We start from the raw sequence: 22,277 nt of genomic DNA on the forward strand, positions 1-22,277 counted from the left end.
TTTTGTCAAGGTGTTGCCCGTTTTAATTATTAATTGTTAATTATTAATTTTCTCCTCATCACAAACACCACATTCGATGTCAGCTTTGTGTTATCAAGTTCTTCGCAACTCATGCCTTTTGCTTCTGCAATTGCATGAATTGTTTTGCCCGATAAAAACGACAACCCGTTGCCGGATGTTTTATTAAAGCCGATCAATTTGGTAGAAAACAGTTCCGTTAGTTTTGTTCCCTTATGTCTTTCTTCTAAATCTTTATTTCCATCTCTTATGATGATTACACCATTTTCGTTCAAATGATGAATACATCTTTCAATAATCATTTTTTGTTCATCTGGTAGCAGGTAATGCAATATGTCACTTAAAATGATCGCATCATAATTTTCAAACTCAAATTTCAAAACATCTGTGTATACAAAATTGATGTTTTCATTTTTGCTAAAACAATGATTGGCTGTTTCTATTTTCTCCTCATCATAATCAATTCCGGTTATCACACGGTCCTTGCCAGTGAAGTGCAGCACGTACGACATAAAGCCGTAGCCGCAACCGGCGTCGAGTACTTTGCCCGATTTTGGCACCAGGTTGTTGAACAACTCGTAATTGTTCTCCATCCTGGTTTTAATGCGCATGTACCATTCCAGCACCGGCCCTTTGTAAATATAGTTGTTAATCAGCTGTTTTCTGAAATATGCCGGTGTTTCTGTTTGCTGGCGCAGGTCCTGGTACTCCTTTTTAAAATAGCTGCTTATTTTTTTTGCGCGGGCAGCATAATTGTCGCCCCAGCTTTTGTCCTGCGGGGTAATGCGTGGCAGATATTGCAGGGTCACCGTTCCGTCCTTCAGAAAGATATCATTGCGGCTCAGTGTATAGCCTGTTCCATGCATAAGGATTGGCAAAATATCGAGCTGCAATTTATCAGCAAGGAAAAAAGCGCCTTTGTGAAAGCGTTTTAAATTGCCGTCAACAGAGCGTGTGCCTTCGGGAAATATTACAATGGAGTAACCTTTTTTTATTGTTTCCTCCAGCTGCTCAACACTCACTTCCGCGCCCTCAGAAATCGGATGATAACCGGCCATTCGGATAGCCGCACCGAAGAACTTCGAATGATAAACACGTTTATTGGTAGCCAATATAATGCGAGGGCTCAGCATCATCATCGGCAATATATCAAGCGATGATTGATGATTTACGATAACGACAGCGGGCTTGCTAAAATCTTCTTTAAGCGGATTGATGATCTTCTTTTTTACGTTGCCCATTATATACATGATCGACCATGAAAAGCGACGTATCACATGGTGGTACATTATCTTCGAACGGTTCTTCCCAAAGAGATTCCATTTCATTAAAACAACGCCAATGATTGTCAACAGCAGGCATCCAAACATAAAGTACAGAAATGCAAAACCCGTTTTGAAAATTCCTGACGCTGTCCATGGGAACAATCCTCTGGAAGTTCTATTCCTGATGAGCAAATTGAACAGATACGGTATTAAGATCTGCGAGATAACTACAACACATAAAATACCGATAATAGCAATTAATGCGATAGATCTTAACGCCGGATGCTTTGCAAAGATCAGCACTCCCAAACCAACAATGGTTGTGATGGCAGAGAGGAAAATAGATGACTTGTATGAAGCCAGCACTTTTTTACCTGTCTTATATTCCTGCAGCAAACCATCCATTATAAAGATGCTGTAATCATCGCCCAGGCCAAATATCAGTGTGGAAATAATAATGTTAATGATATTGAAATGAATGCCGAAAAGCCCCATGATGCCCAATATCCAAATCCATGTTATGACCATTGGAATGAAAGTGATGAGCGCCAGTTCTATGCGGCCGTAAGTAATGAGCAACATCGAAAATACCAGTATAGATGACATCCATGCAATGCTGTTAAAATCAAGTCTTACATTTTCAACGAGCTTGCTGGTGAGGTACTGTTTGTCGATTGCAGTGATACCATTTTTATTGTCAAACGAGTTGTAAATAGCCTTCTTGTGTTCATTATCAGTTTTCACAAGGTTTACCACCATTGTTTTTTCAGGCAATTCGATCACATAATCGGAAAGGAAATTTTTTCGAACTTCATCCAAATCTTTCTCATTGGCCGGAACAAAACTTTTATTCAGCAGGTTGTTATTGAAATTATCAAAAGCTGTTGCTTTGTATCCCAGGGATGCACCTTCTTGCTGCAATGTTGCCAACAGCTGTTGCTTTTTTCCCTGCGTCCAGAAAGCGTTCCATTTTGCTATTCGTTGTTTTTGCAAGGCATCAGAAATGATTACCGAAGAAACACCTGCATACCTGCTGATAACACCTTCATGTTTTAAATTGTCCAGTTCCTTAACTGCCTCCTCATTCTTTGATAACGCTTCATCCAGATTTTTTCCGGTGGAAACGACATACACAGATTGCAGCGCATGTGCATTGATCGCATTTAATTGCGCCTCTGCCTTCTGCAACTTTTCCTGCATGTAATTCATGTGGCTCATGTCCGTTTCAAACTTCACATAGCGGCTTGTGTATAAAAACCCTGCGGTAAGAATAGCGATTAGCAAAATAAACTTCCTGCTAAATCTGACATTGCGAGAAGCAATCTTATCGAGCCATGTTGGGGCTTCGTGGTGATGCGCATTGTCTTCTTTCCTGCTTGCAATTAAATGAGGTAAAAATATAAGCGAGCAAAGTGCGGCACCAATCAAACTGAACGCAGCAAACAAACCGAGATCTTTTAAAAGATCTGATTTTACAAATTGCAGGATAAAGAAATCTCCAATAGTAGTCACGCTGCCAACGGTCATCGGCAATGCCAGATCCTTAATCACTTCGCGGATATTATCTGCATGTCGATAATGATTGAAAACATGCATGGAATAATTGATCGCAACTCCCAATACCACCGAGCCCGTACCTAAAGCGATCACTGAAATGTGCCCTCTAAGAAAATAAAAACACATCAAAGCAAACAATGCTCCAAACGCAACTGGCAACATCATTAAAAACGGTGCCCGCTTCTTTTTGAAATACCATGCAATAAACACTACCAGGAATACAACAGTGATTCCTTGTGTAAATAAGTTGTCTTTGCGTATCTGCTGCGCATTGCCCACAGACACCGCCGTTGCTCCAAAACAGGAAGAACTGACAGTTTTAAATTCAGCAGAAAGTGAATCAGATATTTTATCCAAACCCTTCAACAATATGGCATTCTTTCCTGTGTTGCTCGGAGGGTTTGAGGGTGTGATAAAAAACAACAAGTGCTTTTTATCCTTTGTCATTATGTAGCTGTCATACAGTTCAAAAGTATCGTCGTATTGTAGTTGCTGTAATTTTTTTAAACCCAAAAATGAAATACCTGAAGGATCAGCGGCAATCACCTTTTTTAGTGCAAACCCGGCAGGCGAGCTTAGCGTCTTTATGTTTTGTTCAAGATTCTTTTTTACTGCATCCTTCGTGATCAGCGTGTCAAGCGATTCGTAGTCTTTGTCGGTAAGATAAACCGGTAAGTGATTCAGAATGTTGTCAAACATCTGCATCACCAGTTCATCATTTACTTTGTCATCTATCTTTTTTACATAAGGTTGAAGATCTGCATTTACCTTTTCTATGAAACGTTCCGTATAGGCAACGAGACTGTCAGGCTGTGGTTCTTTGGTGGTATCAGCGAGTGAAACAGTTATCACCAGCCTATCCATGAAACGGGAGTTTTGAAAAACTTCGTTGAGTTTTTGGGTTTTCGCGTCTTTAGGTAAAATCGCGGTAATGTCTTCTTCAAATTTTACTTTGAAAGCAAACCATGCCATAAAACCAAAGCACACGATCAACAATGCAAACAGCACAGCTCTGCGTTTTTCAAAAAATTTGTATATGGCTAAGAAAAAAGTCTCCATAGATGTATGTTAGAATCGAAAGTCAAATTGAGTTTGAGGTGTAGTTTGCAATAGTGGACAAAAACCGCTTGTCATCCCGAGGAACGAGGGATCTGCGCCTTGCACGGGCACTTTGTTTGAGCGGTCTCTCAGATCCCTCGTTCCTCGGGATGACAAGCAATATTCGTTTGTTTGTTTTTTTAAGCATTCTGTTTTGGCGCTTTCAATGTTTTAATTTTCAATAAAGCATAAGACAGCACTCCAAAAAACACTCCTGCAACTACTGCCAGCGTTATACTTCCAACAATATATTGCTTCAGGCTTTGTTGAATTGTGAGCAATGAAATGCTTTTTGTAAATGAAATATCGATTGCATTTTTCCCCATCCACAATGCGCCGGTTTTTATACTTGTAAAAATGATCAACGGAATCATTGGCGGAATGCTGATGTTCGCCGCAACAATTACCAGCGGTTTATTCAACTTAAAAAGTATCGCAAGAAAAACAGCCACAGCCAGTTGAAAGCCCCAAATGGGAACAATGCCCATGAATACACCAAAAGCTATTGACATTGCTTTCACTTCATCACTTTCTCCGGGCACTAAAAAGTAATCGTTCCAAACCTGTTTTCTTTTTTGCGAATCAAATATCCCTTTCACAAAATCACGGGGCTTGATGTAAAGGAACGTGATCAGTACAAGAACGGTATTCAAAACACTTATGCGAAAGAAATCCTTAAAGGGCCTGAAGTGGGAAACGCGTTCTTCCTTGGGCGCGTAATACACGGAAACGGGCACCCAGTCTATCTTTACTCCTTTCCATGCCGCACGAACCAACACTTCGATTTCAAATTCATACTTACGGGTGAAGAAATGCATTTTACCTAAAGGCTTCAATGGGTACAAGCGGTACCCCGATTGCGTATCTGGTCCTTTAATGCCCGTTTCCACCCGAAACCAAAAGCTCGAGAACCGATTGCCAAAGCTGCTTTTGCCGGGCACGCTTGCCTGGTCCATGTTGCGTGCACCAATCAAAAGCGCATCTGGTTCGGATTCTGTTCTTTCCAGAAACACAGGAAGATCCTTTGCAAAATGTTGCCCATCGGAATCAATTGTGATTGCATATCTGTAGCCGCTTTCTGCTGCGTATTTCAAGCCTTGACGCAAAGCCCAGCCCTTGCCCTTGTTTGGCGAGTAGCTGATGACCTTTAACTGAGAAAATGATTGAAGTATTTTTTTTGTATCGTCTGTAGAACCATCGTCTACCACAATTACGTGATCGGTATATTCGAGCACATCGGTAATGACCTGCTCTAAAGTGTGGGCATTATTGTAGGTAGGAATCAGAACACATGCACCGAGAATATCTGCCTGTTTTTTAAACAATGCTTTAGCTGTAATCGGGTTAGGGTTTTGATGCTGTAACAGGCTTTCCATCTCGTTTCTCTTCACAACAATTTAAATGTTTGCGTAACCGCAAATGTAAGCGAAAGGGTTGATAGTCCGTCATTTCCACGCCGCAGTTCATGAACGATTTTATGCACTTCAGGCAATGTTTTTCAGGCTGTTACCTCAATCGATTCGTGGGAAACAGGAGAAATTATTGTTTGCACCGTTTTTCTGCCTTTTACCTCAGCAAATTGTTCATCATAATCTTTGCGCAGCGTGCCCATTATTCTGTCCCAGAAAAGAAAATACAAGCCGTAATTACCTTTAAAATGTTGATGATGCTGATTATGGCTCACAGACGTATTTATCCATTTGCCAACGCGGCTCTTGCTAAAACTTTTTGGATACAATTCAAACCCTAGATGCCCATACACGTTGTAAATGATGGACATAAAAAAGAACAGGAAAAAATGCAGCCTGTGCATGGGAAGTGTAAACAAAAAAATAGGGAAAATGCCCGCTTCCACGACAGCTTCCAACGGATGGAATGCATATGCCGCCCACGGTGAGGGGTTGGTGGAACGGTGATGTACAAGGTGAAATAATTTGAACACCTTCTTGTGATGCATGGCCCTGTGCATCCAATAAAAATAGGTGTCATGCATTATGAACATCACTGGAAAAATGGCGAAGAAATAGAACCAGCCACGATCTTCGATGTTTTTGTAAAGTGTTGTGTGCGGTGTTATCGGGCTTTTTAGCAATAGCACGCTAACGCCTCCAAAAATACAGATGGTGATGGCAGAAAATAGAACCTCTCTCCAGTAATCATTGTTTTTGGGAAATTTCAGCTGGATCTTTTTGTAGCTGACTCTTCTTCGAAAAAGCAGATAAAAAATAATAAAGCCGATCCCTGCTACCTCAAAATAGCGAAACCCAATGCGGTAAAGGTGAATGAAATAGTCTGTCCAATGCATATAATTGGATTTGTGTATAAAATTAGAGAAAGAACGCAGATTTTCATGATTGTCATGATTTGTTATGATTTGAAATTTGAGACTTAAAACTGGATATTGATTTTGGCGCCAGGCAATCTCATATCTCAAATTTCAAATCAAAAAATCTTGAAAAACCATGAAAATCATAAAAATCTGCGGCCTCTCTTCCCACTCTCTTCCCGATTTCGTAACAATCAGTAACTTTTTCACCTGTAAATTTGCAGGCTTATAGGAATAGCATTGCAAAAGAGAAACGTTAATATAGCCCTGGTTGGTAATCCGAATAGTGGGAAAACCTCACTTTTCAATACGTTGACGGGGCTGAATCAAAAGGTTGGCAACTTTCCGGGTGTTACGGTCGATAAAAAATCCGGCAACTGTGAAATTGCCCCGGGCACGGTAGCGAATATCATCGACTTGCCCGGCACCTATAGTCTTTACCCCAAAAGAGCTGATGAATGGGTTACGTATAAAGTACTTCTCGAGCAGGATGACGAAGTTAAGCCAGACATGCTGATCCTTCTTGCGGACGCCAGCAATCTTAAAAGAAATCTCCTTTTTGTTTCACAAATCATTGACCTTAAGTTTCCTGTGGTAGTAGCATTGAGTATGCTCGACCTTGCACAAAAAAAAGGTATCAGCATTGATGTAGAAGGACTTGAGAGAGAATTGGGCGTTCCCGTTATTCCCGTGAACCCGCGCAAAAACAAAGGAATTCCGCAACTTAAAAAAGCGTTATTTCAAACTGCACAGCAATTATACAAAGCACCGGCACGGGACTTTATTCCCAATAGAGAATTGGCGGAAGATGCAATCGAAAATATTCAGATCCATTTTCCATCACTGAGTGATTATCAGTCTATTCACTACCTGATCAATCACGAAAATTTTGCACTTGACAATGACAAGCAAGAACTTGTAGAGAGCATTGAGGCGAAGCATAAATTCAATCCAACCAAAACGCAGGCGGATGAAATTATGAAACGTTATCACCGCATTAAACAAATAATGGCGGTAAATGTCTCTGAGCCCGATCCTCTGCAAAAAACACTGTTTACCGAAAAGCTGGACAAGATTTTACTACACAGACGATGGGGTTATCTGATCTTATTGAGTGTGTTGTTTCTATTGTTCCAAAGTGTTTTCTGGCTGGCTCAGTTTCCGATGGATGCAATTGAGTGGAGCTTTGGCGAATTGGGAGGCTGGCTTAGCAAAATACTTCCGGAAGCGTGGTGGAGCAATCTTTTCATTAACGGAATTGTGGCTGGACTGAGTGGTATTTTGGTTTTCGTTCCACAGATCATGATCCTGTTTGGTTTGATTACCATTTTGGAAGATACCGGCTACATGGCCCGCATCAGCTTCCTAACAGATAAGCTCATGCGAAAAGTTGGATTGAACGGGAAAAGTGTGATGCCGATGATCAGTGGTTTTGCGTGTGCCGTTCCTGCCATCATGAGCGCAAGGAACATCGAAAATAAAAAAGAACGCTTGCTTACCATTCTTATCACCCCGCTGATGAGCTGTAGTGCAAGGCTTCCGGTGTTCACGATCTTGATCGCGTTGGTTATTCCTGCAAAAAAAATCTGGGGCATTATAAGTGTGCAGGGTTTGGTAATGATGGGGCTTTATTTGCTCGGTGTTGTAATGGCGCTCATTGTTAGTTATGTTGCCAAATGGTTCATCAAAATACAGGAGAAAAGTTTCTTCATACTTGAGCTGCCTGTTTACCGTGCGCCACGTTGGAAGAACGTGATCGTTACGATGGTAAACAAGGCTAAAATATTCGTGACAGATGCCGGTAAAGTGATCATGGTGATCAGCCTTATTCTTTGGGCGCTGAGCTCTTACGGCCCTACGCAACGTATGCACAACGTGGAGCAGAAGTATGCTGAGATGAAGCAGGCAAATCCTTCTGACGCTCCCATACTTGAAAAACAAAGGAAGACTGCTTTATTGGAGAATTCTTATGCAGGTATCTTGGGAAAAAAATTAGAACCCGTTATCACTCCGCTGGGATATGACTGGAAAATCGGTATTGCATTGATCACATCATTTGCCGCACGTGAAGTTTTTGTTGGTACAATGGCAACCTTATACAGTGTAGGCGATGACGACGATGGCTTATTGCTTCGCCAAAAAATGGCAGCTGCACGAAAAGCTGATGGCTCGCCGGTGTATACAGTTGCGGCGGGCGTGTCACTAATGATCTTCTATTTACTGGCCATGCAATGTATGAGTACACTTGCCGTAGTGAAAAGAGAAACAAGAAGCTGGAAATGGCCCGTGATACAACTGGTTTACATGACGGGACTCGCATATGTGGTTAGCTGGTTGGCGTACGAGCTACTGAAATAGAGAGCACGCAGATGACGCAGATTTAGCAGATTTACACTGATTTTTTTAAATAATAGATACTAGCCTACTGAAGTAAAAGGTTGAACTGATCGTTCAACCTTTTTACTTTTATGCATTAATTAACGGTCAAGTAAATTAGGAAAATATCAGTGTAAATCAGTCTAATCAGAATCATCTGTGTGCCATCATTTCATGGCTCTCAGCATTTCTCTTTTATAAGGAGAACCTGGGATTTTAGAAACGGTAAAACCTGCTGCCATCAATGCTCTTCGCACATCGCCCTTCGAACAATAAGTAACCAGCACACCCTTCTCATTCAAAGCATCAAATAATTTTTTGAAGACATCCTCCGTCCACAATTCAGGTTGTGCATTGGGAGCAAACGCATCGTAATAAACTAGGTCGTATTTTTCTTTTGGCTGTAGTTCTAATAACGATGCTTGTATTTTATTTAAAGTGAAAAAAGGAGAAAGCTGTACTTCCTCATTCCATGCGGAGGTATGCATGGTTGTAAAAAGTGCTGCAAGATCAGGGCGCTGCAATGCGTCACAATAATTCAATGAAGCAACAATTTCCGTTTCCAAAGGAAACTGTTCTATTGACGAATAATGAATGTTGAGATTATTCTTTGCAGCTTCAATACAAGTTAACAAGGCATTCAACCCCGTACCAAATCCCATTTCAAAAATGCGGACACGGTTCGAGCCATGCTGTTCCAACCAATGGTTCAATCCGGCGTCAATAAACACATGCAAAGATTCATTGATCGCTCCATGCCTTGAATGATAAGTAATATCAAGTGAAGGAATAGCGACTGTGTGTGAGCCGTCTGTTGTGAGTTGGATTGTTCTTTGAGGAGAGAGCATAAACTGAATAACTGAATGACTGAATAAACTGAGTGACTGATAGTTGAAGTGTAAAATTGAATTTAAACATTCAGTTTATTCAGTCATTCAGTTATTCAGTTATTATTAAGAGAATAAGTATTCCACATCTGCTTTCGTCAAATTCTTCACGAAGCCTTCATCATCGGAGATAAGGTCCTTCGCGAGCGAGCGCTTGCGATCCTGCAGTTGCAAAATTTTATCTTCAATTGTGTCTTTACAAATCATGCGATAAGCGAAAATGCTTTTCGTTTGCCCGATACGGTGCGTACGGTCAATCGCTTGTTGCTCAACGGCAGGGTTCCACCATGGATCAACAATATACACGTAATCGGCAGCAGTTAAGTTCAAACCGACACCACCAGCTTTTAGTGAAATGAGGAACACGCGGCATTCATCATTCCTTTGGAAATTCTGAATGGCTCTTTCTCTTTCTATGGCAGAAGTACTACCATCAAAGTATTCAAACTTAACGCCCTGTTCTTTTAGTTTCTCACGTATCAAACCAAGCATGCCAAGGAATTGAGAGAACACCAGTGCTTTGTGATCGCTGATGTTTTCTGTGATCTCTCTAGTCAGTTCGTCCAGCTTGATAGAAACATTCGGAAATTTTTCCTCTTCGTTCAAAATCGCCGGCGAATCGCAGATCTGGCGCAACTTCATCAAGCCCTGCAAGATCGTAAGTTGTGATTTCTGAATACCCTGCGATTCGATCGTTCCCAAAATTTTATCACGGAAATCATTCCTGTAAGCATCGTAAATGCTGCGTTGTTCTTCTTCCATTTCGCAGAACAAAATCGTTTCCACTTTTTCCGGAAGGTCTTTCGCCACCTGCTCTTTTGTTCTCCTCAAAATGAATGGGAAAAGCAATTTGCGTAAGTGATCTTTTCTATCAGCTTCGCCGAATTTGTCAATCGGAATGGCAAATTCCTGGCGGAAAAACTCCATGCTTCCAAGCATGCCCGGATTCAGGAAGTTCATTTGTGCAAATATGTCGAACGTATTGTTCTGCAAAGGCGTACCACTCATACACAAGCGATGCTTCGCTTTCAATATGCAAGCTGCTTTTGTTACTTTACTTGCAGGGTTTTTAATGGCCTGCGATTCATCCAGTACAACATAGTCGAAGTTGATTTCAGCGAGCATTTTTATATCGCTTCTCAATGTGCCATATGTCGTAATGATCACATTGCTTTTCTTCAACGTTTCTTTATCACGGGTTCTATCGCCGCCATGATGGATATAACTTGTAAGCGTTGGCGTAAATTTCCTGATCTCGTTTTCCCAGTTAAACATCAGCGTTGTTGGGCAAACGACAAGGGCAATTAAAGGGCCATGCTCGTCGTTAAAATGCTGCAGGTAAGACAATGCCTGGATGGTTTTACCAAGACCCATGTCATCTGCCAAAATACCACCCCAATTCACTTCTGTTAAGTAGTTCAACCATTGGAAACCGAATGCCTGATATGGACGCAATATTTTCTGCAAATGCGCCGGCGGCTCTACTTCATTAATACTTTTGAAACCACGCAGGCGTTCATATTTTTCTTCGAGTTGTACAAACAATTCCTCTTCATTTCTTTCTGCATACAACTCGTCAATAACACCGGCATGATATTTAGAAAGCTTAAGCTCATTTTGTTTTCCCTCACCTACCCGGAAAAGCAATGAATATTTTTTTATCCATTCTTCCGGCAAAATACCAAGCGTTCCATCATTCAGTTGAACGAACTGCTGTTTGTTTGCCAGCGCTTTCTTCACTTCAGAAATGGTCACTTTCTGATCGCCGAAAATGATGTCCACTTTCGCATCAAACCAATCGGTATTGCTGCTGATGTAAATTTTCGTTTGCGGTTTCGCCGTGTTAAAGCGGAAGTTTTTCAACGCATCAAATCCATACACCGGCACTTTCATATCACGCATGGCATCCACAAAAAGGAAGAACCAGTTATTGCGCAATACATCTGCACCTTTCAATACCAGGTTGTGTGTGCCTTCGGGCTTTATAAAGTTGGAGTGAAGTGCTTCAATTTTGCTGATGAACTGTTGCTCTGTCGGCTTATCACGATGAACAATCAACACACGTTCACCATCGGGCACAATCAATTCATCTTTATCACCGGCTTTTACTTCGAAGCCTTTGTAGGAGAACACAGGTTGAAAAACAAGGTAATCTCCTTTTTCCACCAGCATTACTCTCTTCTCAGGTTCGCCGTCTTTTATAGCCGTAACTAAAGTGTTTTCAAATTCTACGTGATAATTCTTTGTTAGCGGAATGATCATCGTGCGCAGTTTCTCCGGCCATTCACTTTTTGAAATAGTGATGCTTCCTTTTTTGAAGAAAGATTCAATCCTGCTGATGTCTTCCACATCTCTCCAGAGGTACAAGTTCTCCTTGTAGAAGAAAAGAATATTTCCTGAAAGTTGATTGTCTGCAATACTCAACTCTTGTCCGCTAAGATTTACCCAGCAACTTACTTCGTATTGATTTTTCTTGTTAGTAGTAACCTTGAAGTAAGGTACAATTGGCTCTGCTACGATGCCGATTGTTTTAAGGTTTTCCGTGCGGAAAACTTTATGACTGTTGAGATAAAACGTAAACGGATTGCCGGAAATTTCTCCGAAAAGTTTTTTCAGTTTTGGGTGAAGATATTCTACCATCAGACTTTTTGTTTCTTCGGGTAGTTCGTCAGTTTCGTGATGAACAATGTTTTCCCAAATACCGCTGAAAGGAGAATTTCTGTTGAGATATTTTGTGATCTCGGATTCCTGCATTTTGCGTAGTGCAGGAACGAGTAGTTTATCATCATCGCTTAACACATCCACGTTGATAAACTTAGATAGATCAAGTTTTTCTATTTTTCCCAGGAACGCCTGCCGCTCTTCGTTTGCTTCGCCCTGCACGGCTTCTACTAAAAAGCCGGGATATGAATCGTGATTGAAATTAAACACCACACCAATCCTTTGAGAAGCAGTCAATACAGTTACTTCCTCCTCCGTCTCTTGCTCTGCAACTACTTCAACTGGCTTCGGTTTAACGGCAGTCGTTAAAGGATTAATGCGTTTGATGCTTATATCCAGCACACGAAGGAATGGTTTCCCTTCTTTATAGCTAAACTCAAATTTACCTTTGAGATCGTCACTAAGTGAATAACCGTAGGCTTCGAGTAATTTGTTTTTTTCCTTGTCCCAATTGCGAATAGTATCAAAATAATAAGGGCCATGAGCATTGAGTAATTGCAGGAAAACAATCACTTTGGGAAGAGATAAAGGATGCGCTTCGTCTACGTAATCGCTACTGGTATCAAAGTTGCGCTCTTCGTTTTTGCGGATAACAACATTGTATACCTTACCATCAAGGTCAACTTTTGCTTTTACCAGTTCATCTTTGGCTTGTTCAATGGAAGCCTTATTAGTACGCAAATATTGTTCAGCATCAGTAAGAGTTTGCGGCGAGCAGAGCAAACGGATCGTTTTAAGATCAATCGTTTTCATTTTCACTACCGTGTGTCGCTGATCGTACACCACTTCTTCCATTTTCAGCATGTTCCTGTCAAGTAGTTCCTGCAACTGAATTAAAGCAGCAGCTTCGTGGCGACAAATATCACCCAGGTTGTATGGACAGGTACAGCGAAGAGAAAGTGTTTTGGGATCCTTGAACTTTTGAATATGAACCTTATAATAAGTGCTGTAACTATCGTCTTTAACCCTAAAAACTACAGAGCCCAGCAACTCATCATATTCTATCAGCTCCACATATCCGATAGCATGAATCTTCTTCCCCCTCCTGATCACTTCATCAGTACCATTGGTATAAACGTATTTAATAAGATGCGGTAGCGCCATAGTAACTATTAAAATCGGCGAGGAGTGTTCATAGCCGGAAATTCGTTTTTGCACACTCTCAAGACCGAAAAGGTTAATCTGCAAAAGTAAAGCAAAGTATTGCAGATTTCAATATGTTTCAGGAACGTTTTGTAAAATTAACCTGGTGAATGGTCAATCGTGAATAGTGAATGGCCCCCTATTATTTTGAAATGCAGACAATAGACGAATAATTCCCGATTCCCGATTGACCATTCACGCCTTATAAAAAAAACAGTCAGGATCGCTAAATCCTGACTGTTTTCATTTACTAAATGTAATTGATTAAAAGTATGATGTCTTGTGTGTAAAGATCTCTGCTTATTTAAGTTTGCGATTTTGCACTGGAATCGGAACCAATACTGGTCTTCTCTTCAAAAGCCAATTTAGTATCAGTGAAAGTTTTGAAAGTACTTGCTTCATGATGTCTGGTTTATTGTTTTTTTACGATGCAAATTTCCGATCTATTTATTTAAAGGTAAAATCCAAATGGCTTTATTAACACATAACATTGTTAATAAAAATCATATGTTAACCTGTTGCAGGCAATCAGTAAGCTAATACGCTCACGATGTAATCTAAGTCGTAACTACAACGTGAATATCTTGTATTAATTGTAAGTTAAGAAAAATACTTCTTAAACAAAGTGTTAATGTTGGAGGCCACAATTTGAAAATTTGAGAATTCATTCTGCGCACCGAGTCGTCAGAACGGCCGTCTTACACAATGTTTGAAAAATTCTCAGGGACTTTTCACAGAAACCCAATTTTCAAATTTTCAAATTACCACATTTTCAAATTGATGTATTTACCTTTGACTTTCAATCACCAAACAATGCAGCTATCCGAACTATATGCGAAAGCGTTGAATTTTGAGTTTTTAAGCGTGGAAGAAGGCGTATTTCTGTTTGAAAACACACCGTTGACTGACTTAATGCACATTGCGAATACTTTGAGGGAAAAGCAAGTACCTCATGGAAAAGTTACCTGGATCATTGACCGCAACATGAACACGACAAATGTGTGTGTGGCGAACTGTAAATTCTGCAATTTCTACCGCATCCCTGGTCATGCGGATGCTTATATCACTGACATTGAAACGTACAAACGTAAGATAGACGAAACTTTTAAATACGGTGGAGAGCAATTGCTTTTGCAAGGTGGTCACCATCCGGAACTGGGTTTGGAATATTATGTTGACTTGTTCAGACAATTGAAACAACTATATCCAAATCTCAAATTGCATACACTCGGACCACCCGAAGTGGCACACATCTGTAAAGTGTCAAAAGTTAGCCATCGTGAAGCTTTGATTGCTTTGAAAGAGGCGGGTATGGATTCAATGCCGGGCCCTGGTGCAGAGATTCTGGTTGACCGCGTCCGCAGATTAATTTCCAAAGGAAAATGTGGTTCGCAGGAATGGCTCGACATTATGCACGAAGCGCATAAAATCGGTTTGACTACTACCGCAACAATGATGTTTGGTCATGTGGAAACATTGACAGAACGCTTTGAGCACTTAGTTAAAATTCGTGATGTACAGGCTCGCAAACCAGCAGATGCAAAGGGTTTCATCGCATTCATTCCATGGACGTTCCAGGATGTAGATACATTGCTTACACGTATTCGTGGTGTACACAATCTTACTACTCCTGAAGAATATATTCGCATGATTGCTCTGAGTCGCATCATGTTGCCTAATGTTAAGAACATCCAGGCAAGTTGGTTGACAGTGGGTAAAGAAGTGGCGCAAATTTGTTTACAAGCGGGTGCGAATGATTGGGGTAGCATTATGATCGAAGAAAACGTTGTGAGTGCTGCCGGTGCTCCTCACCGCTTTACGAGCAAAAGTATTCAGGCCGCTATCCGCGAAGCCGGTTTCGAACCTCAATTACGCAATCAGCAATATGAGTTCAGGCAGATGCCACAGGTGATGGTGGAACAGGTGATCAATTATTAATCAATTAGGAATTAGCAATTAAGAATTCTTTTAATGCTGAGAACCTGAGGAAATATATACGGTGTACGAAGTACGATGTACGAAATTCGCTAGGAGGTTATACTCTGATGCATTTCGAGCATCGTACTTTTTATTTTCAATACTTTACATTATCTCTTAGTGAATCCTGTGCCCCGAGTGCCTTTGCTCTTTAAGGCTTGTAGCCTTAAAGATATATTCTGTTGTTTCCGACAACAAAAACATCGCCGGAGGCGATAGAATATAACTCCGAAGCTATAAGCTTCGAAGAGCACGGGATAAGCTACGAAATAAAAAAAGCCGGACCCTTTAAGTCCGGCTTTTCGATTAAAACATAGGAGGTCCTCCTCCATCACCTGGCGGTGGTCCTGCTCCTCCCGGAGGCATGCCCATACGCATTCCGGGTGGCCTTTGTTCGTTGTATTGATTTTCAGGAATCGTCGTTCCTTTTGTTTTAAAATTGCGCAATGTGTAAGTGAACGTTAGCATGAAGTAACGTTGCAACACATTTGTTTTCACATCCTGATAGTAGGAAGGATCAACTGTTCGCGTGATGCTTTGATTTTGCTTCAAAATGTCATACACGCTCAGTCGCAGATCACCACGGTTGTCTTTCAGGAATTTTTTACCCACTGCCATGTTCCATAGGAAATAGTTGGGGTTACCAGATATTCCGTTGTAGTATGTGTGAGTGATGTCTGTATTGTAAACGAAATTTTTACCAAAGATCCAGTTGAAACGTAATGAAGTGGCCTGACTAAAATAGTTGTTATTAGCATAGGACTGGGCAGTATTTTTCGTTATGTTATAACCTGAGTTCGATGAAATAGTAAAGTCAACTTTTTCACTAATGTTACTAGCCAATACGATACCAACGGAATAGTTCTGTGTTTTCGCAACATTCTCTACAGAGTTTACCAACCCGGGAGCATTCGTATAACCTGCTGTTGCATTCAGGTTAAGATTTGATTTCAGGAAACCAACCGGGAAACCAAACGTAACAAACGCCCTGGAGTTCCAGTATCCATTGATGTTTACGGGATATATAAATTGAGAACCTTTATGCAGTGTATCCCCCGTAAGCAAAACAGAATCACGAACTGCAGTAATCGTATTGTTGGTAATATAATTATCGCTGAACGATCCGTTGATGAATGCAAACATCGACGTTCCTTTTTGTGTATTCGATTTATTATATCGAATGTTCAACGTTTGCTGATACGTTTGTTTCAGGTTTGGATTACCGGTTGACATTTGCAAAGGATTTGATTTATCCAATACATTCTGCAATTGAGAAATAGAAGGATTGTTCGTGTTTGTGCGATAGTTGATCCTTAAATTTTCATGTTGCGATACTCTGTATTGAAACAATGCCATTGGCAAAAAGCTGTTGAAATCTTTTTTCAGATTAAACGGCTTTGGAAAAAATTGTTCATTGTTCAGATCTGCCCACTGGAACGCACCACGCACCATCAGGTTGATTTTCTGTTTTTGATAATTGTATCCGAGCCCCGCTTGTTGCGTTATGTAATCGCTTTTGAATTTGTTTGTTTGCGTGGTATCCAATTCATTATACTCTTTCTGATTGGCGTTGTACAAAAACGTTTCTTTATCAGATTTACTTTGCTGATCCGTCCATTGATAACTTCCCATCAATTGGCTGTACTTTCCTATCGGCTCTGTGTAAGTTCCGTTTATGGCCATCGTCCAGCCGTTTGCATTTGACTTCGAAATTTGATTGGTCAGCGTTGTATCAGTTGGATTACCCAATGAATTGTAATAGTCTGTTTCTGCTAACAATTTTCCATTGCCGTCATTCTGTGTAAACCCATTATTGATGTTCAAAGAAAAAGTTCTTCCCTTTTTTCTAAAGCTGTGACGGAACAAAATGTTATTGCTAAAATTATATCCGTTCAAATCAGAGTTTGCAAGATTGGTTGATCTGTTGACCGGCAAACCTGTTATTGTATCTGTGCTTCCATTTGTCAGCGAATTACCATTATTTATCTGATAGCTTAAACGCGGACGTATCTGCAACGAATTGAACGAATCAATCTTGTATTCAAATAAAAAGTTGAAGCGATGATTCACATTCATGGTTTTGCTCGCAAGATCTTCGAGATAGTGCGTTCTTCCGCTATCCTTCAACAGGTTTGTTCTGTCTGTATTCTGCAGAAGGTCATTATCACTTCTATTGAAGAAATAACTTCCGCTTACATTTATTTTTTTGCCCCAATTATCGGTGTAGTTAATACCAAAAGCATTTGTTTTTGAAATACCACTTTGTTGCCCAACCTGGAAGTTGCCAATATTATTGTTGCTTCCACCGGGGCCTCTTCCACCTCCGCCTCCACCGCCAAATCCGCCACGGCCACGGCCTCCGCCACCACCTCCTGTTACGCCAAGCAAATCTTCTGTGCTGAAATTTTGCTGATTCACATTATTCGATTGACCAATGATCGAGATGCGACTGTCACCATTGAATATATTGACGTTACCTCCGACCGTGTAGTGATTGTCTGTTCCGTAACCACCAAACACTTTACCAAACTGCCCTGCACGACGATTGGATTTTGTAACAATGTTGAGCGTCTTATATTGGTTGCCGTCATCGAATCCTGTAAACTGCGCCTGGTCACTTTTTTGATCATACACTTGTATTTTGTCGATGATCTCTGCAGGAAGGTTTCTCAGTGCAGACGTTGCGTCATCACCAAAGAAAGGCTTACCATCTACCAACACTTTTTGTACGTTTTCTCCCTGCGCCTGTACCTGTCCGTTTTGCACGGTAATGGTTGGCATCTTTTGAATCAGATCTTCTGCCGTCGCATCAGGATTTACTTTGAACGCTTTTGAATTAAATTCTGTTGTATCATTTTTTTGTTGTGATGGTGGCGTTTTCGCCGTTACAACAACTTCAGATAATGATTTTGCTTCACGCACTACTGTGATGTCACTAAGGTCAATATCAGTATTTGTAACCTCAATGTTTTTCTGAAAACTTTTGTAGTTAATGCGGGAGATTTTCAAAATGTATTTTCCTGGTTCTACATTCTGAATTAAAAATGATCCTTTGTTGTCGGTAACAGCACCTCGTTTTACGGCCGTACCTTGAGTAAGTTCTACGTTGGCGTTGGGGACAGCTTTCTTAGCAGTATCCTCTACAATTCTTCCTTTCACAGTAATGCTTTGGGCATTTGTGATAATTGCAGCGAATACAGCGAAAACCAAAAATAAAAGTCGTTTCATAATTTTTCATCTTAATAACTGAGAAGTTTATATTCGAAAACCGTGTTTGAAACTCAACCACTCAGTTATTCAGTTATTCGGTTATTCAATCACTTATCTCTCGAATTAGACGCCATTATTAAATAAAACTTTCGTGCCGCGCATAAAAAAAGAGGTGTCATTTTTATTGACACCTCCTATAATGAACCCGTCCAAGTTTTTACTGTTGTGGGGCATTTCCGCCACCGCCCTGGCCTTGTCCACCGCCACGCTGGCGCATTTGCTGTCTTTGCTCCTCCATCAAATCAGAGTATTTTTTAAACTGATCTGCAGACAAAACCGCTTTCACCTTGTCGTCTCTATCTGCACCCATTTTCTGCATTACTTCTCGAGAAGGTCTTTCACCACCTGCATTGCGGATAGAATCCATCTTCGTAAAATACTCTGTATAAATTTTGTCCATTTGGCTTTGCTGATCGTTTTTCAAATCCAGCTTGCTGAATATGTTATCATTCGTGCGTTTCAGCCTTTGTTCCATCGTAGGAGGAGTTCGTTGTCCACCACCGTTTTGCGCAACTGCGGCGCCAGCCATTAATACTGTAAATACCAATGCCAGTGTAAGAATTTTACATTTCATAGTGCTCTTGTTAAGTTTAAAAAAAGAAAAACGTTTAAGGATTTTTTTAAAAGGGTGTTATATGGCCATCTTAAAGATGGTTCATTAGGAAAACTTTTTCAGCTATTGTTGCTGTTGTTGTGGTTTTCTGGGACCACGTTGCATGTTGTTAATGCGACTTATAATAGTGTCGAGTTTAACCTGTTGCTCAGGTGTACAAATACCGCGCACTTTTTTAAAGTGGTAAAAACTTTCTTTCTCCAGCGTGGTTAACTCTGCACCGATTTGTTGTGTGTAACGATCTACTAATGCAGAATCGTTGCTTGCATTAGAGTTGAAATACAAAGAATCTTTCAGCACTTTTATGCGTCCAAATATTGCTTGTTGTTTATCCGAAAATATTTTGTGTAACGAATCGTGCTGTATTTTCTGCTGGGCATTAAGTCCCAGTTCTTTCTCAATAAAATCTCTTCCTCTTTTCGATGGCGCAGGCTTCTTTTTATCTCCTACTCCTACATAAAGGTAGGCAAGCGTGGCAGCGTTAATAAGCAATAAAACAATAACCAACCATTTTAAAAACACAGGTTTTGATAGCGTACTCATCGTTGTAATACCTTTAGTTGTAATTATAGTTATTGGAGTTTATTGTGTATTCGTTTGCCAATGACGTAATGGAGCCATTATCGTCATTCTGGTTATCATCTTGATTAAAATAAAAGAATGCAGCAATGTTCAATCCTGTAAACAAAATCATCGCGAAGGCGAGTTCCCATGACAGTCTTAAAAACTTCCTGGCAGACACGCTTCTGTTTTGCAACCTGTTCATCACTTTAGAGTATATGAATGGGCTCGCCTCGGCACGTTCGGCACCGTCAAGACTTTGCATTACTTCCTCTACCTTATGTTGAATATCTTCCTTTTTCATCTGTAGCAATTTAATGTTAAAAAGCTATTTTTCACTAATCATATTTGAATAATATTCGGATAAATTTTCCCTCAGGTTCGTTTTTGCCCGGTGCATCAGCGACTCTACCGACGAAAGCGATGTGTCCAGAACGGTTGCAATTTGCTGATAACTTAGCGCTTCCAGTTTATGCAATGTGAACGCGATCCGCTGTTTTTCCGGTAATTCGTTAATCGCTTTGAAAAGCATTGCGGCATTTTCCCGTTGTTCTAAGACCACCCCCGGATGATGAAAGGTTGCAGGTTCTTCCGCTTCCTTCTTTTCCGGGTCAAGAAACCTGAAAATCACGGCCGACCTTTTCTTCCTGTTCTTTTTCCTGATGAAATCCAGCGCTTTAGATATAGCGATCCGGTAAAGCCACGTACTTAATTTAGAATCACCTTTAAAGCTTTGGATGCTTTCGTAGGCCTGAATAAATACTTCCTGGGTTATATCCTCCGCGTCCATTTCATTCTGTACAAGGCCCAAAACCGTATTATAAAGCTTGTTTTTATAATTATTTACGAGTTCTTCGAATGATCTTTCCTCTTTTTGCTGCAAGCCCTGTATAAGTAGAATTTCCTCCAATCAATGGCCGATTTAGTTATTAGACGCTGCAACAAGATAAAACTTGTGGCTGAAATACAAAATAATTTGAAAATTTGGGGATTTGAAAATTTGAAAATGAGGGATAACGAGGTCTTTGGCTGTTAACGAGGCCAATTTTGAGGATTTGCGTAAAAATACTCGCCTAGAGTTGATTTGAAGCCTTCGATTATTCCTTTAATCTATATTTCAAGTTATCGAATAACCTTTCGATTAGCCTTCTGTTGCTAGTAACCACTTCGCCAGTTCCTTTCGTATCAAAATGAAAACTGAGTACTGAACCATAGTTGGTTGTTAGTTTTTGAGGCAAAGAAACCTCGACCAAGTACGTATTTACTTTTGATTGCCCGTTTGAGTTTGCAAGATTTTGTGTGTTGGTAACCAACGATATTTTTTTAACCTTACCTTTTACTGAACCATATTGCATATACGGATAATTATCCAGTTTAATAATCACATCCTGATTCATCTTCACTTTACCGGCGCCAGCTTCGGGCAAATACATAAATCCAAGCATTTCATTTTCCTTGGGTACAATTGAAAATATTTCTTGCCCTGATTGTACAAAGTCTTCTGTTTTTAGAATATTTAAAAAATCTAATGTGCCGTTTATAGGGCTTATGATGGCATATTTTTGGAACCACTCCTTAATACTGGCCTTTAAATCAAAGTAACTATTATGAAGATTAATGTCCAACTCCCGTTCTTTTTCAATCTGTTGAACATCTAGTTGTTTTAATTTATTAGAAGCGTCTTTTAATTGATAATCATTATTAATAGCATCTTTTTGTACCGATACGAGTTCCTGCATTGTATTAAGCTCTGAGACTTTGGACTTTTCAAAATCTGCCTCTGAATTTACTTTATCTTTTAGTAATACCGAATCTCTTTGGTTTGCCTTTTGAGCAATAGCTTTTTTGGATTTAGCCAGGCCAATAGACTGATTATTTATTTCCAACAGATTCTTTTGGGCATTGAAAAGATTTCCTCCTGCCTGCCTTTGCAACTCAAAAGGATGGGTGTTTGTATAGTCAAGAAACTGGTACAATGCGTTCAAAAAAGCGAAATATTTAGCATTGAGCTCCCCAACAGACAAATTTTTTGGAAAAAAATAACGACTGGAATTGTAGTTAAGCCTATCAATATTGGTACGGTTTAGTAAACTATCTAATAATTGGACATCTGCGAGTCGGGCATCGTTTTTTATAATCGCAATGCAATTACCTGCATTTATAGAATCGCCATTTTTGAATTTTAAGAGCTGTAACGTTCCGTTTGTATTGGAAGTCAGTTTCACATTAGTCTGCTGTGCATTAATCGTTATCTGACCTTGCAACACTTCAGGGAATTTGACTAAAAAGCCAAAAAGAATCATTGTGCCTACCAAAAACAAGACGATCGCACCTACCCACAATCCAAACTTAGTGGGCATGCGTTCTATTATATGCGAAACCTCATCAGAGCGCTTTTTGAAGTCATTTCCTATCGAACTATCCTTTTCTACGGTAGCTAATTGCAAATTATTTTTAGTCATATA

13 protein-coding genes are annotated in these 22,277 nt (G+C 40.2%); 2 read left to right on the forward strand and 11 right to left on the reverse strand.

The window, feature by feature from the left end; genetic code table 11:
* Nucleotides 1-29: 29 nt before the first annotated feature.
* From QJ048_RS01750 to QJ048_RS01760, 3 genes are all read right to left on the reverse strand, one after another.
* Entirely contained in the window at nt 30-3,899 is a 3,870-nt protein-coding gene (locus tag QJ048_RS01750; RefSeq protein WP_282332605.1) for a trifunctional MMPL family transporter/lysophospholipid acyltransferase/class I SAM-dependent methyltransferase, read from the reverse strand.
* 179 nt (nt 3,900-4,078) lie between these two features.
* The gene (locus QJ048_RS01755) at nt 4,079-5,329 is read right to left on the reverse strand and encodes a DUF2062 domain-containing protein (RefSeq protein ID WP_282332606.1); all 1,251 of its coding nucleotides are present in this window, start codon (nt 5,327-5,329) and stop codon (nt 4,079-4,081) included.
* 107 nt (nt 5,330-5,436) lie between these two features.
* Complete coding sequence (locus tag QJ048_RS01760; protein WP_282332607.1) at nt 5,437-6,243, reverse strand: sterol desaturase family protein; 807 nt, start codon at nt 6,241-6,243, stop codon at nt 5,437-5,439.
* 261 nt (nt 6,244-6,504) lie between these two features.
* Here QJ048_RS01760 and feoB point away from each other — a divergent pair, with 261 nt between their 5' ends.
* Nucleotides 6,505-8,622 (forward strand): ferrous iron transport protein B, encoded by a 2,118-nt coding sequence (feoB, locus tag QJ048_RS01765; protein ID WP_282332608.1) that lies wholly within the window; start codon nt 6,505-6,507, stop codon nt 8,620-8,622.
* A gap of 185 nt (nt 8,623-8,807) precedes the next feature.
* Here feoB and mnmC2 read toward each other — a convergent pair whose 3' ends face one another.
* The gene (gene mnmC2, locus QJ048_RS01770; protein ID WP_282332609.1) at nt 8,808-9,488 is read right to left on the reverse strand and encodes a tRNA (5-methylaminomethyl-2-thiouridine)(34)-methyltransferase MnmC2; all 681 of its coding nucleotides are present in this window, start codon (nt 9,486-9,488) and stop codon (nt 8,808-8,810) included.
* A 105-nt stretch (nt 9,489-9,593) separates the two neighbouring features.
* Complete coding sequence (locus QJ048_RS01775; protein WP_282332610.1) at nt 9,594-13,352, reverse strand: DEAD/DEAH box helicase; 3,759 nt, start codon at nt 13,350-13,352, stop codon at nt 9,594-9,596.
* A gap of 852 nt (nt 13,353-14,204) precedes the next feature.
* Here QJ048_RS01775 and mqnC point away from each other — a divergent pair.
* Nucleotides 14,205-15,329, forward strand: coding sequence for a cyclic dehypoxanthinyl futalosine synthase (mqnC, locus tag QJ048_RS01780; RefSeq protein ID WP_282332611.1), 1,125 nt, complete (start codon nt 14,205-14,207; stop codon nt 15,327-15,329).
* 345 nt (nt 15,330-15,674) lie between these two features.
* Here the strand turns inward: mqnC and QJ048_RS01785 are convergent, their stop codons facing one another.
* From QJ048_RS01785 to QJ048_RS01810, 6 genes are all read right to left on the reverse strand, one after another.
* Complete coding sequence (locus tag QJ048_RS01785) at nt 15,675-18,596, reverse strand: TonB-dependent receptor (RefSeq protein WP_282332612.1); 2,922 nt, start codon at nt 18,594-18,596, stop codon at nt 15,675-15,677.
* A 199-nt stretch (nt 18,597-18,795) separates the two neighbouring features.
* On the reverse strand, nt 18,796-19,212 hold the full coding sequence (locus QJ048_RS01790) for a hypothetical protein (RefSeq protein WP_282332613.1): 417 nt from the start codon (nt 19,210-19,212) through the stop codon (nt 18,796-18,798).
* A gap of 102 nt (nt 19,213-19,314) precedes the next feature.
* Nucleotides 19,315-19,794, reverse strand: a complete 480-nt coding sequence (locus QJ048_RS01795; protein WP_282332614.1) for a Spy/CpxP family protein refolding chaperone — start codon at nt 19,792-19,794, stop codon at nt 19,315-19,317.
* Between the two features lie 13 nt (nt 19,795-19,807).
* The gene (locus QJ048_RS01800) at nt 19,808-20,116 is read right to left on the reverse strand and encodes a hypothetical protein (RefSeq protein ID WP_282332615.1); all 309 of its coding nucleotides are present in this window, start codon (nt 20,114-20,116) and stop codon (nt 19,808-19,810) included.
* Nucleotides 20,117-20,140: 24 nt separating this feature from the next.
* Entirely contained in the window at nt 20,141-20,722 is a 582-nt protein-coding gene (locus QJ048_RS01805) for an RNA polymerase sigma factor (protein ID WP_282332616.1), read from the reverse strand.
* 187 nt (nt 20,723-20,909) lie between these two features.
* Nucleotides 20,910-22,274 (reverse strand): HlyD family secretion protein, encoded by a 1,365-nt coding sequence (locus QJ048_RS01810; protein WP_282332617.1) that lies wholly within the window; start codon nt 22,272-22,274, stop codon nt 20,910-20,912.
* Between the last annotated feature and the right edge of the window lie 3 nt (nt 22,275-22,277).

Origin of the sequence: Pinibacter soli (genome assembly GCF_029961145.1) — a bacterium.
Lineage (GTDB): Bacteria > Bacteroidota > Bacteroidia > Chitinophagales > Chitinophagaceae > Pinibacter > Pinibacter soli.

Coding starts and splice junctions, on each gene's coding strand:
- mnmC2 (WP_282332609.1), bottom strand. CDS start 9,488: ATGCTCTCTCCTCAAAGAACAATCCAACTCACAACAGACGGCTCACAC.
- QJ048_RS01810 (WP_282332617.1), bottom strand. CDS start 22,274: ATGACTAAAAATAATTTGCAATTAGCTACCGTAGAAAAGGATAGTTCG.
- QJ048_RS01775 (WP_282332610.1), bottom strand. CDS start 13,352: ATGGCGCTACCGCATCTTATTAAATACGTTTATACCAATGGTACTGAT.
- QJ048_RS01785 (WP_282332612.1), bottom strand. CDS start 18,596: ATGAAACGACTTTTATTTTTGGTTTTCGCTGTATTCGCTGCAATTATC.
- QJ048_RS01760 (WP_282332607.1), bottom strand. CDS start 6,243: ATGCATTGGACAGACTATTTCATTCACCTTTACCGCATTGGGTTTCGC.
- QJ048_RS01795 (WP_282332614.1), bottom strand. CDS start 19,794: ATGAGTACGCTATCAAAACCTGTGTTTTTAAAATGGTTGGTTATTGTT.
- mqnC (WP_282332611.1), top strand. CDS start 14,205: ATGCAGCTATCCGAACTATATGCGAAAGCGTTGAATTTTGAGTTTTTA.
- QJ048_RS01790 (WP_282332613.1), bottom strand. CDS start 19,212: ATGAAATGTAAAATTCTTACACTGGCATTGGTATTTACAGTATTAATG.
- QJ048_RS01800 (WP_282332615.1), bottom strand. CDS start 20,116: ATGAAAAAGGAAGATATTCAACATAAGGTAGAGGAAGTAATGCAAAGT.
- QJ048_RS01750 (WP_282332605.1), bottom strand. CDS start 3,899: ATGGAGACTTTTTTCTTAGCCATATACAAATTTTTTGAAAAACGCAGA.